Source organism: Niallia sp. Sow4_A1 (genome assembly GCF_052116745.1).
Classification (GTDB): domain Bacteria; phylum Bacillota; class Bacilli; order Bacillales; family Cytobacillaceae; genus Niallia; species Niallia hominis.
In genome coordinates this window covers 39267-54005 of record NZ_JBQKKM010000037.1, presented here as the reverse complement: position 1 = coordinate 54005, position 14739 = coordinate 39267, and the positions used below count along the sequence as shown (strand labels likewise).

Below are 14739 nucleotides of genomic sequence, written 5' to 3'. Positions count from 1 at the left end.
GTCATGTGGTCACCTCGGAAAACAATTTACACATCTAAGTTTAAAAGGCGGTTACAATCAATCATCAATAGCTATCAGTTTTTCAGTGCCCTCCGAATAGGGGTCAGGGGTTGGAGCTATTTTCTTTTTGGCTCCTGGATCGATACATGCTTTGGACGTTTTGGATACGATGCTTTGCCTGCATCTGGTCCAGTAAGATCATTTCGCTGGTCTAGAACTTTCCCAGTATATTCAATCGGATTTTGCTTGTTCATCTTTACCACCTCCAATAATAGGATGGGTAAAAATAAAAATCCAATGACAGGTAATTTTTCCATGGAGGAGTAAACCTTTTTTCATCGATAGGGGAAAAAAGGTTACAAGGATAAAAATTGGAAATGATATCTACTTAAAAGAGTCTGATTCAAATGAAAAATTCCATTCCGATTAGCTTCGTTTTGTTTTGTTCGATTTGTACTATTGAGAAAGTGTCCGCTCTTTACTTCTTGGTTATTTGATCCAAAAATAGCTCATATTAAGTTATACACACTTAAAAAAGGAGTTATAGATAATTGAATCAAATAAAGATATTCTCGCTTATACCTATATTTTTACAAATACTGTTAAATGCTTCCCTGTTTCTTATAGGATTGATTTTAAGTTTTCTGCTTATAAAGGAAACATGGTATATTTTTACATATGTAGCCTTTGTACCAGAGAATGAACAAGATTATTATTTATTCACAGAGGAGCTGCTTACTTACTTTTTATACTTTGAATTTATCGCTTTAATTATAAAGTATTTTGGATCTCAGTTTCACTTTCCGTTACGCTATCTTATTTACATTGCTATTACAGCAATTGTAAGACTAATTATTATTGAGCATGATGATCCAATTAATGCTTTCTGGTGGGCATTGGCTATTCTCATTTTAATTATTTCCTTATTATTAACAAACTTAAAACTTCTAAAAAAGGATTATTAATCCATTATGTTTCCTTATTGAATAAAAGGATTAGATGGGGGGGATGTAGAAACAAATATGGGGGTTGATAAAGGAAGGAGGACCAGTATGGGGAAATTCAGTTTGTTTGGAAAATTTACTGTTCAAGAGGGCGAACGTGAAACAATGGTTTCTATTTTGTTGGAAGCAGCAGAATCAATGAAGAATCTGGATGAATGTGAAGTGTATCTTGTTAATATTTCTGAAAGTGATCCAAATTCTGTTTATATTTATGAAGTTTGGAGTAATGAAAATGCCCATCAAGCCTCTCTGACTCTTGAAGTCACACAAACATTAATAAGGCGCGCCAAACCACTCCTTACTGGAATGGAAAGAATCAATACTCTTCAAACAATAGGTGGAAAAGGAGTACGATCAAAGTCTTACTAGTTTCAATAGCCTCAAAGTTCAGATGTTACATACTATGTAAAAATTAAGCGTCTATCCCTTTTTTTCATAAAGGTAGACGTTTTTTCTTATTTAATAAGAAATAGAAGGCTAAATAATAGCTTTAGAGAAAAACTAGACTACAAAAAGAAGGAACATTAAGGTAAAATAGACTTTTATATAGCTAATGGACCATTTTTTTCGAGTAATTTAGAAAGATACAATAGTATTGTGAGGATTTTTTAAATGATAGACAATGAATTTTTACCTAGTATAAAGCTTTATCGTATGATTATTGGCATTTTTATTGTATTAATGAGTGCAGGGTTAGTTTTAATATACATAGAAGATGATCGAATCATTTCTTTATCTTTCCTTTTGCAATTTATATTCGTTATAAGCATTTCTGTGCTATTAATCATCTTTCCAAAAAGGGATTCCGTAAATTATAGAGCTGCGATTATTATTTGCATGTCAGCATACTTTTTCTTTATGTATTTACGGTTTCCCGAGAGATTTGCTTTGCTATTACTTATTAGTTTTATCCCAGTTATTCCAGTGTTATTTTTGCATATCCGATTATTCTATATCACATTGATTGGTAACATTACAATTACTATTAGCATTATTATCTACATGATGATGGTTGATACACCTAGTATACATATTTATAATTATTTGGACTTCTTTGGAGTTGCGATTAATTTCTTGGCGACACAGCTTTTGCTACTTTTTCTTTTTCTTCTCTTCCAAAAAAGGATGAAGAATCAAGAATTATATTACGATCAAGTGAAGCAAGCTGAAAAACTTAGGACAACTGGACAGCTTGCGGCAGCTGTTGCACATGAAATTCGCAATCCTATAACGGTGGTAAAAGGATTTATTCAACTACATGAAAATGATAAGGCATTGCCAGAACATATCAAAAAGCATTACAAACTAATGTTGGATGAGCTACTAGTTGCCGAAACGGTTATTTCTGATTTTTTATCACTGGCAAAACCGGCGGAAACCAAGATGGAGATTGTATCGGTCAATACTGCACTTCATACTGTGATGGACTTACTAAACACCTATGCTATGAATGATACGATTCATATTGAATTAGAAATGGCAAGAGATTATGAAATTAAATGTAATATAATGGAGTTTAAGCAATTATTTATAAATTTATTAAAAAATGCGATTGAAGCTTCTCATCATGGAGATACAATTCGAGTAAAAGTGACCGGTGAACAGGATAATGTGAAAATAATGATAATCGATAGCGGTTCTGGAATGAGCCGAGAACAACAGGAGCAGATAGGAACCCCTTTCTATTCCTTAAAAGCCAAAGGTACAGGACTCGGCTTAATGATCTGTTATAGCATTATCCAAAAGTATGATGGAATGATTAACATTTGGAGCGAGGAAGGAAAGGGGACAGAGGTGACAGTCACCTTTCCTATTGTTAAAATCGATTCTTTGTAAAATTTTGTGTGAAACGTCTGACTCCTTGCTACATAAGGATTTAGACGTTTTTTTTATTAGGTGGAGGATTCGTTGAAAAAACTTTTTAAAAGGTTATCTGCCTATTATTTCATTTATAGAATAATAATTTATTTTTTAGGTAATCGGACAGGGATTTCATTGAATAAAACTATAAAAAAGAATGCTTTTCATTTTTTTTAGGGCAAACGAAGTATTCTTATTTTCTTAATAAAAATTTTGTTAATGAATCTTTTTTTTATACTATATTTTAGGGGTGACAAAAATGCCAAGAGTTAGCTACAAAAGTTCAGACGTTGACCTAATGTCAAGGATGATGAGGGCGGAAGCAGAAGGGGAAGGCCCACAAGGAATGCTGTATGTTGGAAATGTAATTGTTAATCGTCTTAAAGCAGATTGTACAGATTTTAAAGGTTTAAGAACCATTTCACAGGTTATTTTTCAAGTACAAGGAGGAAATTATTCTTTTGAAGCTGTTCAAAAAGGGAATGTATTTTATCAAAGAGCAAGAGCAGCTGAAAAAAAATTAGCAAAACAAAATTTAGATTACTGGCGAGAACATCCAGGAAAATATGCCCTTTGGTATTTCAATCCATATGCTCCATGTCCTCCAACGTGGTATGGTCAACCGTTTGCAGGTCAATATAAAGATCATTGTTTTTACGAGCCAAAACCTGGAACCTGTGAAACTGTTTATACAGGAGGATAAGCCTATTTTAATCTGTACAGTAGATGATGGAGTAGGGTTGCAATAGGTTCATTTGGTAATAAAAAATAAGAGCTCTAAAATCCAATATAAATACAGAATTTAGCCCAAGTATCGGAATTAAGTTCAAAGAATTTAAAATATTTATTAGGAGTCTGTAACCTGGTATGCTAATTTCAATGGTTACAGACTCCTTTTTAGAATGAGAATATGAAGTATTTGGAACAGTGTAAATTGTATTTCAATTAGAGTCCAGAATTATCTGAATTTAATCAACACTTAATTGATAATCAAGTTAAGGTAGAGGAGATAAAAGAAGATAATGGTCATACTTTTTTCCACTTTTATGACCCAAATGGTAATAAACTTTAAGTACCTGGTAAGATTATTATCAATAAATTACCTTATTACATTACCGTGTGCTTTAGCCGAGCAAGAAAAGAAATTTATGTAGATTGTTCAAATAATAACAGAAAATTTTGTATAATTCATATTAATGCTACAATAATTTCTAATGATATACGTCTAAAACCTCGATACATAAGGGATTAGACGTTTCTTTATTATATCATAAGTAAGGCTAAGAAGAATTATCACTCAAAATAAGAGTTAACGCTTATTTTATTAGATTAAAAATTGTACAACCTTTTTTTATGCAGTCTTGAGATTACTATTTCTGTAATCTGATGGATTTATAGGACTACATTGTGGAAATTATACTTAAACTACCCTGAGTATTGACTCGAGTAAGATTAATGCTCTTTCTTGTATAAGACCATTAGGCACAGTCTTAAATAAATTTTATAAAAAAACTAGGTTGGTACCTAGAATTAAAAACTTATTTCAAGAAATATAAGAACCAAACTGCATGATTTTGTTCATCATGTGCTGCTCTTTGAAACTCTTCTTTAATTTTTGGATTATCTGTTTTAGATACAATTTCTAAATAAAAATCGACTGTTTCTTGTTCATCTTTAAACGCAAAATCTAATCCTTGTTTATATTTCTTTGGGCATTCTTCACTAATTTTTGGTTTATATTTTTCACCTGTTAATTGTGTATATAAATTTGAAAAGCTATTAAAATGTCTTATTTCATCTTTTCTGATTTCGTTGATTTTATCTTTTATATATTGAGTAGAAGCTAAATTAATTAAATGCTGATAACATGAAATGGCTGAATATTCACCATCTATTGCCTTTTCTATTAAAGTCACAATATTTTCCCTAGAATGAGCATGAAAAGCTGTTGTAAGGCCGGTAACATTTGGAACAAGTGGTCCTAGATAATGATAGTATGCATGTGGATCAGATGGAAGTTGTTTAATGTGATATGTTCCATGCCCATAGTGAACGTGACATGAATTCCCAGGGCAATGTAAAAGCTGATTCCAAGGTCCATGTTTAATAAAGGGATAACCTTTATACATTACACCATCAAGACCGGTGATTATTTCTGGTTGCATGATTTACCTCCTATAATTTGTTTGTATCATATTATGACATCGCTCTTCTATAGATGTTTGTCTCTAAGAGAATTGGGTGTTCAACTCAATTTTATCTGTGGATTGTTTTTTTCACTTTTATTTAATAAAAGTCTGGGTATTGATAATAAGGGTATATTTTCTTTTCTGCCTTTAGTAATTTTAAAAAATATCCTGATATATATTTCACCACCATTATAAATACTAAAAGTTAAGGAGTGTGACAAATGTTTGATTATACTGTAGAAACCAGTAAAAATATTAGTGAGGCAATCTATAGCTTGGAAGAAAATTTAAAAGAAGAAAAGTTTGGTGTATTATGGATGTTTGATATAAAAGATAAACTTCAAGAGAAAGGACTAGAGTTTGAATCTGACTATAAAGTTTTAGAGGTTTGTAACCCACATGAAGCACAAAGAGTGTTAAAGGAGAATTTGTTAGTTGGTTATTTCTTGCCATGTAAAATGATTGTTTATACCGACCAGGGAAAAACTAAAATTGGCATGCCGAGACCAACAGCTTTAATTAACTTAGCAAATAATGAAGAAATCAAAAAACTTGCACAAGATATTGAGGTCCGTTTAATTAGCTGTATTAATAAAAGTATATAAAGTTGAAGAGTTGAGTTAATAAGTTTCTTTAATCCTTGAAAAACTATATGATTCAAGACCTGTTTCCATGTAATTAGATCAGGTCTAATGTTATTCCGCACATTGAATTTAAACTTTTTTAATAGGCTTTTTTCGTAAAGTTTGTTGCTATCGCCCTCAGCCGGAATACTTCGCTTTTCCGTGGGGCAGATAAATATCCCTTTCGCATATGGGGATATATGGATGTAATACTCAAAAAACTAGAAAAGAGATTTACCGATGATTTTTAGGATTAATCATCGGTTTTTCAGTTGTCTCACTCAAGCTCCTGCAGAGTCTCAGACTGTCCTTGCTAATCCCACAGTAGGGAGTCTACGTGTATTCGGCTGCTCTATTTTCCAACTAATTCTTTTTTTCTATTGAAAAAACAGTCTTTTAGAAGAAATGCGCTTAAAAAAATGATTGGATGGAATATTTTTACAATATTATAAGTATTTAATTGTGAAGATATTGTGAAATAAACTCAAATAACCTTCACAAAATTAATTTATATTTTATAATACCCATACAGGTATAAACCTATCGGGGTATATTCAAGGGTATTGATTGGAATTAAATTAAAAATAGTTGGAGGGAATAACATGTCACAGAAACTCATTATAGTAGGTGGAGTTGCAGGTGGAGCAACAGCTGCAGCAAGGTTAAGAAGAATAAGTGAAGATGTAGAAATTGTTCTTATAGAAAGGGGAGAATATATTTCATTTGCTAATTGCGGACTGCCTTATTACATTGGAGAAACAATCAAAGACAGAAGCAAATTATTAGTCCAGACCGTTAAAGGAATGTCGAATCGATTTAATCTGGACATTCGGAATTTTAGTGAAGTATTAAGCATTAATCCCAAAAATAAAAAAGTCACAATTAAGAATTTACAATCAGGGAAAGAGTATGAGGAATCCTATGACAAGTTATTATTGTCACCAGGGGCTAAACCAATCGTCCCACCAATTCCAGGATTAAGTGAAAATGAGGTATTATTTACATTAAGAAATATTCCAGATACAGATAAAATAAAAAAATATGTTGATACCAACCAACCTAAAAAGGCGATAGTAATTGGCGGAGGATTTATTGGAATTGAAATGGCTGAAAACTTGTTGGAAAGAGGAATAGAAGTAACGATTATTGAAATGGCAAAGCAAATTATGGCTCCAATTGATTTTGAAATGGCTAGTATTTTACACGGAAATATAAAAGAAAAAGGTGTGAATCTAATATTAGAAAACGGGGTCCAAGCATTTGCTAATAAGGGAAAAAAAGTTATTCTCTCTGATGGAACAGAAATAGAAACCGATATGACCATTCTTTCTATAGGTGTTAAACCGGAAAATGAATTAGCTAAGGTAGCAGGACTTGAACTAGGAGAGCGTGGAGGAATTGTTGTAAATGAATACCTTCAGACTTCTAATGAGGATATTTATGCTGTCGGGGATGCAGTTGAGGTGGTGGATTATATTAGCGGGAAAAAAGCTATGATTCCACTTGCAGGACCGGCTAACCGACAAGGCAGAATTGCGGCAAATAACATGATGGGGAAAAAGGAGAAGTATCATGGCACATTGGGAACTTCCATTGTTAAAGTATTTGATTTAACAGTTGCGACTACTGGCAATAATGAAAAGACGCTAAAAAGCTTAGGAGTTTCATATGAAGTTGTTCATATTCATCCAAGTTCTCATGCAGGGTATTACCCAGGAGCAGCACCAATTGCTTTAAAATTAATCTTTGATAAAGAAACAGGAAAAATATTTGGTGCACAAGCTATAGGAGCAGATGGTGTTGATAAACGGATTGACGTAATTGCAACAGCAATAAAAGGTGGATTAAAGGTGAATGATTTGACTAATTTAGAATTATCTTATGCTCCCCCATATTCTTCAGCAAAAGACCCTGTTAATATGGCTGGCTATGTAGCTTCTAACATAATGGAAGGTGAATTAGAAATGGTTCAGTGGCATGAAATCGATGAGATTGTTAAAGATGGAGGGTTATTGATTGACGTTCGCGAGCCAATGGAACGGGAATTTGGATATATTAAAGGTTCCTTGAATATTCCGTTAGATGAATTAAGGAACCGATTAGATAGTCTTCCAAAAGAACAAACGATATATGTCAGTTGTCAAGTTGGATTAAGGGGATATCTGGCAAGCAGGATATTAAAAAATAGTGGATATACTGTTAAAAATGTTGATGGAGGTTTTAAAACGTATTCCTCTGTATTTAAAAGCGTTATAAACAAAACGATTGAAACGAAAACAAATCAACTTGAGGAATCAGAAGATATTGATGAAATACCGGTGAATGCTGTTGTTGATGTTACTGGTTTATCTTGCCCAATGCCGATTGTAAAACTAAAAAAAGCGATTGAGCAGTTGGATAGCGGTCAAATATTAGAAATCCATGTGACAGATAAAGGTGCATTAAATGATCTGCCTGCATGGTCAAAAAATGCCGGACATATCCTTTTAAAAACAAAACAAGAGGAAAAAGTGATTAAATTTTGGATTGAAAAAAATGAAGAAAAATTAAAGGGAAGCATTTAACTTCTATTTAATCAAAAATACTTTTAAAAGCATGCCTCCTATTTTTGGAGTCATGCTTTTTATCTTTCGCAAAATCATCTGTCAAAGTTAACAGTAAGGTATTGGGGAATATAATTAATAGCTAATGTTTTTGTATACTCATTCTTTGTTGGAGGATATAGTCTTAGTTCCCATAAAATTTATGATTCCTGCCATTTTAATATTTTTTAAGAAACATGATTGCTTTCAACATACGTTTCAAGAGCTGGATGATATTCTTTTTGATAATGATTATCAGGACAAGACTTTTTTACTATTGAATTCATAAAAGCTGTTTTATCCGTTACTAAAGTTTTCTGACATTCAGGGCACTTTTCGCTAAATAAAGTTTTAAATAAACGCATAATGGCACCTCCACAATAACCTTAAAATCATATTGTAATACTTGGTATTATAAATGAGTAGTTAAAAAAACTCAATGGATTGAAATCCAAAAGTTAAAATAATAGGAGGTAGTAACAGCAATTATACTTATTCGATATTATCAAGGTTTGTAAATGCTTGTGCTCTTGAGTAAGATGTCCAGTGATTAAGTAATAAAAAACAAAAAGGAGTGTTGACAAAATACCTATCGGGGTATAATATAGATTTTGTCAGTTATTCCTGCCTCTTTAATTTAGGAGGAAAGATTCATATGACTATTGTTATTTTAAGTTTTATTATTATTGGTTACTTTATCTTTAGAAGGAATATCCCAATAATTGGGGTTCCACAAATAAATAAAAAAGATATTGAATTAAGTATGTTGAATGTTGTAGATATAAGAGATTATAATGTTTCTTATAAAAGCCCTATACAAGGTGCGATTAACATTCCAGTTTCTTATATAAATAGGCATTACACAGATATATCAAAAAGCAATCTGATTGTAGTAGCTTCGAATCGCTTGGAAAGGAATGTAGGAGTTCGTTTATTACGCCAAAAAGGTTTCAAGATAGTTGGATACATCCTTTTCGATGAGTATGAAATGGGAGAACATAGGTAACTATAGGAGACAAGTTAAAAAGTAATTATTTGTTAAGGAGGGTAATCATATGGAGTACAATGAGCAAATGAAAAATAGAGTAAAACGTATTGAAGGCCAACTTAGAGGAATTTTAAGGATGATGGAAGAAAACAAAGACTGTAAGGATGTTATAACTCAGCTATCTGCAACACGTGCTGCTATTGATCGGACAATTGGTGTTGTGGTTAGTTCTAATTTAGTAGAGTGTGTGCGCAATGCAGAAGAAAATGGAGAAAAAAACACAGAAGATTTAGTAAAAGAAGCTGTAAATCTGCTTGTGAAAAGCAGATAAAAATAAAAGGGTTGACACCCACTTTTATTTTTATTACTATTATACCCATAGGGGTAAAGGTAAATGATGAAAGGAGAGTTAAAAAAATGAATATAGATAAATTGTTAGATGCAAAAGGATTGGCATGTCCAATGCCAATTGTAAAAACAAAGAAGGCAATAAATGAATTGATTGCTGGTCAAGTATTAGAAATTCATACTACTGATAAAGGTGCAAAGAACGATCTCACTGCTTGGGCAAAATCGGGTGGACATGAGCTACTAAAATATGAAGAAGCGAATGATGTATTAAAGTTTTGGATTAAAAAAGGTTAAATTTTTTTGTTTATAAATATACCCATACAGGTAAGGGTGACTGATACATGAGGAGGAACTATAATGACAGAAAAGAAAAAAACAACAATTGTATTATTTAGTGGCGATTATGATAAAGCAATGGCAGCTTATATCATTGCGAACGGGGCAGCGGCGTATGATCATGAAGTAACCATTTTTCACACGTTTTGGGGACTAAATGCCTTGCGAAAAGATGCAGATATTCAACTGAAAAAAGGCTTCATGGAAAAAATGTTTGGCAGAATGATGCCAAAAGGTGCAGATAAAATGGGGCTTTCAAAAATGAACTTTGCTGGTTTTGGTCCTAAAATGATTAAAAATGTGATTAAAAAACACAATGCAATGCCACTTCCAGATTTAATCGAAATGGCAAGAGAACAAGATATAAAGCTTGTTGCCTGTACGATGACAATGGATTTATTAGGACTTCAAAAAGAAGAACTGTTGGATAATATTGAATATGCAGGTGTTGCTGCTTATTTGGGTGATGCAGAAGATGGAAATGTAAACCTATTTATCTAAATCAGTAGGGGATTCTTCCCTACATAAAGGGAGAGATAATTTTGGAATATCTAAATTATATAATAATTGGGCTACTGTTAATTTTTATCATCAGACGATTCATTCCTACATTAGGTGTAAGACAGATTACAGCATTAGAGCTACGGGATGAGTTAAAGGATAAAAATAAACAATTTATTGATGTCCGTACTCCTGGGGAATATAGAGTAAACAATATTAAAGGATTTAAAAATATTCCACTTCAACAAATTATGCAAAAAGCGGAGAAAGAAATCTCAAAAGATAAAGAAGTAATTGTTATTTGCCAAAGTGGAATGAGAAGTCAAAACGCAATTAAAATGTTAAAAAAATTAGGATATACTAAAGTGACCAATGTAAAAGGCGGAATGAACGCTTGGAGATCATAAGGAGGCAAAAGCATGAAACAATTAACTGCAAAAGAAGTAGAGAAACTTTTAAGAGAAGGTAAAGTGTTAAATATTATTGATGTTCGAGAAGTTGATGAAGTTGCAACTGGTAAGATCCCAGGAGCCATTCATATCCCACTAGGGTTAGTAGAATTCCGTATGCATGAATTAGATAAATCTAAAGAATATATCATGGTTTGCCGTTCTGGTGGAAGAAGTGGTCAAGCAAGTCAATTTCTCGAAGATCATGGATTTAAAGTAATAAATATGACTGGTGGAATGCTTGCATGGGAAGGCGAGACGAAGTAAATATTTTCGGTTAATCAAATACCCGATGGGGTAAAATGGGAGGCTTTAATAAGATGGAATCATTAAAAACAGATTTTTTATTAGATGCAAAAGGGTTAGCTTGCCCAATGCCAATCGTAAGAACAAAAAAAGCAATGAATGATTTACAAGCTGGTCAGGTCTTAGAAGTTCAAGCAACAGATAAGGGCTCAAAAGCTGATATTCAAGCATGGGCTAATAGTGCTGGTCATCATTATCTTGGCACAATTGAAGAAGACAATGTATTAAAACATTATTTAAGAAAATCATCTAATGATGCTTCAATTGAAAGAAAACATCCCAATGTAACTAGCAATGAAGCACTTGAAAAGAAGCTAGAAACGAATGAAAATATCGTGGTTCTTGATGTAAGGGAAGAAGCTGAATATGCATTTAATCATATACCTAATGCGGTTTCGATTCCGTTAGGAGAATTAGAATTGCGTTTAAACGAATTAAAAGCAGATGATGAAATCTATGTGGTATGTCGCACAGGTAACCGTAGTGATCTTGCTGCTCAAAAATTAGCTGAAAAGGGTTTTGATAATGTGATAAATGTGGTTCCAGGCATGAGTGCTTGGACAGGAAAATTGGATTCTTTAATCAAATAGAGAGATTAATATGGACGAAGTAACATTAGATACTACTTCACGTTGTCCATAGTGTGTTCTGCAGAAAAAACTTTTTGGCAGAACACACTGTTCCTTTCCTAGAGGTGAAAGTTGAAACAACAAACAGCAGCAACAATGAATACAAACAATTACCAATGCCTCAAGGCAAAGAACATTTCGCGCAAGGGTGGGTTTGCTAATGCAAATGTACCAGCTATTCCCCGAATTAGTTGCAATGCCCAAGAAATAGGTGTTAAATTCATTGGTTGCCAAATGACAATGAATGTTATGGGATCAGAAAAGGTGCTTTTGTTGATGGAACTGAAGTAGGAGGAGCAGTAACCTTTTTAGAATTTGATAAAGATGCAGACGCAACACTAACTTTTAAAAGGGTTTATTATTTTTTTAACCAAAAATATACCGTAGGGGGTAAATGATATGACTGTTAAAGTTATGCAGACAAAAGAAGTAACTAAAAAAGTATTTAATAAAGAAGAATTATTTATTCTAGATGTTCGTAACGAAAGTGATTTTAAGGATTGGAAAATTGAAGGGGAAAACTTTGATTATTTAAATATCCCGTATTTTGAATTACTTGATGGAGTGGAAGAAATTTTAGAAAAACTTCCTGCTACAAAAGAAATATTAGTTGTTTGTGCTAAAGAGGGTTCTTCTGTAATGGTGGCAGAGATGCTTTCAGAACAAGGTTTAACTGTTTCTTATTTGCAAGGTGGTATGAAGGCGTGGAGTGAACATTTAGAGCCTGTAAAGATTGGGAATTTAACGGAAGGTGGAGAATTACACCAATTTGTTCGCATCGGAAAAGGTTGTCTATCCTATATGGTGATTTCTAACGGAGAAGCTGCAATTATAGACGCCACTCGTATGACAGATATTTTTCTAGACTTTGCAAATGAAATGGGAGTAAAAATTACACATGTTTTTGATACTCATCTTCATGCAGATCATATTTCAGGAGGAAGAGTCATCGCTGAAAAAACAGGTGCAACATACTGGTTACCTCCAAAAGATGCGACTGAGGTAACTTTTGAATACAACGCTCTAGAAGGCGGCGAAGTAGTGACAATCGGAAAAACAGAAATTGATATTCATGCGCTGTACTCTCCAGGTCACACAATCGGTTCTACATCATTTGTTGTGGATGGGAAATTCCTTCTGTCAGGTGACATCTTATTTATTGATTCAATTGGAAGACCCGATTTAGCGGGAATGGCAGAAGACTGGGTAGCAGATTTACGTGAAAGCCTGTATTCTCGTTACAGAGAACTTTCAGAAGAACTAATTGTACTCCCAGCTCACTTTATGATCATTGATGAACTGAATGAAGACGGTAGTGTATCAGAAAGATTAGGTACATTGTTTGAGAAAAATCATGGTTTAAATATTGAAGACGAAAATGAGTTTAGAAGACTTGTAACAGAGAACCTACCACCACAACCAAACGCTTATCAAGAAATTCGTGAAACAAATATGGGGAAAATTAGTCCAGACTTAGATAAACAACGTGAGATGGAAATAGGACCAAACCGTTGTGCAGTCCGATAATTTATAAATAGGAGGAAAATATGATAATGGAATCAACTAAAGTATTAGATGCAAAAGGGTTAGCTTGCCCAATGCCGATTGTAAAGACAAAAAAAACAATGGGAGAGATGGAATCAGGTCAGGTATTAGAAGTTCATACAACTGATAAAGGGGCTAAAAATGATTTAACTGCTTGGGCTAAATCAGGAGGGCATGAATTATTACAACACGAAGATGAAAACGGAGTGTTGAAATTTTGGATTAAAAAAGGTTGAACTATAAGGGGACCAATTAAGGTTCCTTTTTTTTCTAAAGAGGGGGGATCTATATGGATATTAATTTCATCATCACTATTTTCACAATTGGCTTTATCGGTTCCTTTCTTTCTGGAATGTTAGGGATAGGAGGAGCCATTATAAATTATCCAATGTTATTATATATTCCAGTAATTTTAGGGGTGGGTCATTTTACATCACATGAAGTTTCAGTAATTACAGCCATCCAAGTGTTCTTTGCGACACTTGGTGGTGTTTGGGCTTATCGTAGTGGCGGATATTTAAATAAAACATTAATTGTTAATATGGGAATTAGCGTTTTAATCGGGAGTTTTATTGGGGGCATGAGTTCCACTCACATGTCGGATAGTGGAATTAATATCGTATATGGCATTTTAGCTATTATTGCTGTTATTTTAATGTTTGTACCTAAAAAAGAGATCGATGCTAACCGTTTAGAACAAGTCAAGTTTAATAAATGGCTAGCTGCTTCATTTGCCTTTATCGTAGGTGTGGGGTCAGGTATTGTAGGTGCGGGAGGAGCATTCTTATTAGTTCCTATCATGCTTGTCCTATTAAAAATACCAACAAGAATGACCATTGCATCATCCTTAGCCATTACACTTATTTCATCAATAGGAACTGTCTCAGGAAAAATCTCAACAGGCCATGTACCGATATTGCCTTCTCTTATTTTGGTTGTTGCCAGTCTGATTGCTTCACCTATAGGAGCTAACGTTGGAAAAAAGGTGAATACAAGGGTCTTACAAGGAATAATGGGAATTTTAATTTTAGCAACAGCAGTGAAGACTTGGATGGAAATATTATAAGTATTTATTGATTAGCTAAAAGAAGTAGTTGACTAAACTATTATTGTTCTAATATCGTCAACATTAAGTTGAACAAATGGAAAAAAGTGGTGTTATCAAAGTGTTATGTTTATATAAAATTCCAATGAGGTAATAAAAGTGATTTTAACTGAAAATAGTTTTTGATTTAATCAATAGAGGCTAGATAGGTACCTATTTCTATCTACCTTGTCCATACATAAGTTTTAAATAATGTGGGTATTCTAAAAGGGAATCTTTAGTAAAATGAGGATAGATTTATAAAAGTACAGCAATCCTATATCGATATAAT

The 14739-nt window shown here is 33.1% G+C and carries 19 protein-coding genes and 2 pseudogenes; 18 read left to right on the top strand and 3 right to left on the bottom strand.

What is annotated here, in order from left to right; genetic code table 11:
- Positions 1-116: 116 nt before the first annotated feature.
- The gene (locus ACTQ5K_RS18370; RefSeq protein ID WP_155986731.1) at positions 117-254 is read right to left on the bottom strand and encodes a hypothetical protein; all 138 of its coding nucleotides are present in this window, start codon (positions 252-254) and stop codon (positions 117-119) included.
- Between the two features lie 297 nt (positions 255-551).
- Here ACTQ5K_RS18370 and psiE point away from each other — a divergent pair, with 297 nt between their 5' ends.
- The 5 genes and pseudogenes from psiE to ACTQ5K_RS18345 all read left to right on the top strand — a co-directional run.
- Positions 552-965, top strand: a complete 414-nt coding sequence (gene psiE / locus ACTQ5K_RS18365; RefSeq protein WP_035415921.1) for a phosphate-starvation-inducible protein PsiE — start codon at positions 552-554, stop codon at positions 963-965.
- A gap of 87 nt (positions 966-1052) precedes the next feature.
- Positions 1053-1373 (top strand): putative quinol monooxygenase, encoded by a 321-nt coding sequence (locus tag ACTQ5K_RS18360; RefSeq protein ID WP_441994191.1) that lies wholly within the window; start codon positions 1053-1055, stop codon positions 1371-1373.
- Between the two features lie 243 nt (positions 1374-1616).
- Positions 1617-2840: an ATP-binding protein gene (locus ACTQ5K_RS18355; RefSeq protein ID WP_441994190.1), complete on the top strand. Its 1224-nt coding sequence runs from the start codon at positions 1617-1619 to the stop codon at positions 2838-2840.
- Between the two features lie 283 nt (positions 2841-3123).
- Positions 3124-3567 carry a cell wall hydrolase gene (locus tag ACTQ5K_RS18350; protein ID WP_441994189.1) on the top strand — a complete coding sequence of 148 codons (444 nt, stop codon included), beginning with the start codon at positions 3124-3126 and terminating at the stop codon, positions 3565-3567.
- Between the two features lie 246 nt (positions 3568-3813).
- A pseudogene (locus tag ACTQ5K_RS18345) lies at positions 3814-3936 on the top strand (VOC family protein); the annotation flags it as partial.
- Between the two features lie 466 nt (positions 3937-4402).
- Here the strand turns inward: ACTQ5K_RS18345 and ACTQ5K_RS18340 are convergent.
- Positions 4403-4783 carry a ferritin-like domain-containing protein gene (locus ACTQ5K_RS18340; RefSeq protein WP_031534646.1) on the bottom strand — a complete coding sequence of 127 codons (381 nt, stop codon included), beginning with the start codon at positions 4781-4783 and terminating at the stop codon, positions 4403-4405.
- Between the two features lie 491 nt (positions 4784-5274).
- Here ACTQ5K_RS18340 and ACTQ5K_RS18335 point away from each other — a divergent pair, with 491 nt between their 5' ends.
- Together ACTQ5K_RS18335 and ACTQ5K_RS18330 are read left to right on the top strand one after the other, a co-directional pair.
- Positions 5275-5658, top strand: a complete 384-nt coding sequence (locus tag ACTQ5K_RS18335) for a DUF302 domain-containing protein (RefSeq protein WP_031534647.1) — start codon at positions 5275-5277, stop codon at positions 5656-5658.
- A 620-nt stretch (positions 5659-6278) separates the two neighbouring features.
- Positions 6279-8240: a CoA-disulfide reductase gene (locus ACTQ5K_RS18330; RefSeq protein ID WP_441994188.1), complete on the top strand. Its 1962-nt coding sequence runs from the start codon at positions 6279-6281 to the stop codon at positions 8238-8240.
- A 206-nt stretch (positions 8241-8446) separates the two neighbouring features.
- Here ACTQ5K_RS18330 and ACTQ5K_RS18325 read toward each other — a convergent pair whose 3' ends face one another.
- Positions 8447-8623: a hypothetical protein gene (locus ACTQ5K_RS18325; RefSeq protein ID WP_235247660.1), complete on the bottom strand. Its 177-nt coding sequence runs from the start codon at positions 8621-8623 to the stop codon at positions 8447-8449.
- Between the two features lie 290 nt (positions 8624-8913).
- Between ACTQ5K_RS18325 and ACTQ5K_RS18320 the strand changes: the two genes are divergently transcribed.
- The 11 genes and pseudogenes from ACTQ5K_RS18320 (at position 8914) to ACTQ5K_RS18270 (ending at position 14429) form a co-directional block, all read left to right on the top strand.
- Positions 8914-9264, top strand: a complete 351-nt coding sequence (locus ACTQ5K_RS18320; RefSeq protein ID WP_441994187.1) for a rhodanese-like domain-containing protein — start codon at positions 8914-8916, stop codon at positions 9262-9264.
- A 49-nt stretch (positions 9265-9313) separates the two neighbouring features.
- Positions 9314-9577: a metal-sensitive transcriptional regulator gene (locus tag ACTQ5K_RS18315; RefSeq protein WP_031534652.1), complete on the top strand. Its 264-nt coding sequence runs from the start codon at positions 9314-9316 to the stop codon at positions 9575-9577.
- 86 nt (positions 9578-9663) lie between these two features.
- Positions 9664-9891: a sulfurtransferase TusA family protein gene (locus ACTQ5K_RS18310; RefSeq protein ID WP_341192842.1), complete on the top strand. Its 228-nt coding sequence runs from the start codon at positions 9664-9666 to the stop codon at positions 9889-9891.
- A 63-nt stretch (positions 9892-9954) separates the two neighbouring features.
- The gene (locus ACTQ5K_RS18305) at positions 9955-10434 is read left to right on the top strand and encodes a DsrE/DsrF/DrsH-like family protein (protein WP_031534654.1); all 480 of its coding nucleotides are present in this window, start codon (positions 9955-9957) and stop codon (positions 10432-10434) included.
- A gap of 41 nt (positions 10435-10475) precedes the next feature.
- Positions 10476-10841, top strand: a complete 366-nt coding sequence (locus ACTQ5K_RS18300) for a rhodanese-like domain-containing protein (protein WP_031534656.1) — start codon at positions 10476-10478, stop codon at positions 10839-10841.
- Between the two features lie 12 nt (positions 10842-10853).
- Positions 10854-11150, top strand: coding sequence for a rhodanese-like domain-containing protein (locus ACTQ5K_RS18295; protein WP_031534658.1), 297 nt, complete (start codon positions 10854-10856; stop codon positions 11148-11150).
- A 53-nt stretch (positions 11151-11203) separates the two neighbouring features.
- Positions 11204-11779, top strand: coding sequence for a sulfurtransferase TusA family protein (locus ACTQ5K_RS18290; RefSeq protein WP_235247657.1), 576 nt, complete (start codon positions 11204-11206; stop codon positions 11777-11779).
- 104 nt (positions 11780-11883) lie between these two features.
- Positions 11884-12216 (top strand): annotated as a pseudogene (locus ACTQ5K_RS18285) (DsrE/DsrF/DrsH-like family protein).
- A 1-nt stretch (position 12217) separates the two neighbouring features.
- On the top strand, positions 12218-13345 hold the full coding sequence (locus ACTQ5K_RS18280; protein WP_441994186.1) for an MBL fold metallo-hydrolase: 1128 nt from the start codon (positions 12218-12220) through the stop codon (positions 13343-13345).
- A gap of 26 nt (positions 13346-13371) precedes the next feature.
- A complete protein-coding gene (locus ACTQ5K_RS18275) occupies positions 13372-13599 on the top strand; it encodes a sulfurtransferase TusA family protein (RefSeq protein ID WP_031534664.1) in 228 nt (75 codons plus the stop codon).
- Between the two features lie 53 nt (positions 13600-13652).
- Entirely contained in the window at positions 13653-14429 is a 777-nt protein-coding gene (locus ACTQ5K_RS18270) for a sulfite exporter TauE/SafE family protein (protein WP_031534666.1), read from the top strand.
- Positions 14430-14739 lie beyond the last annotated feature (310 nt).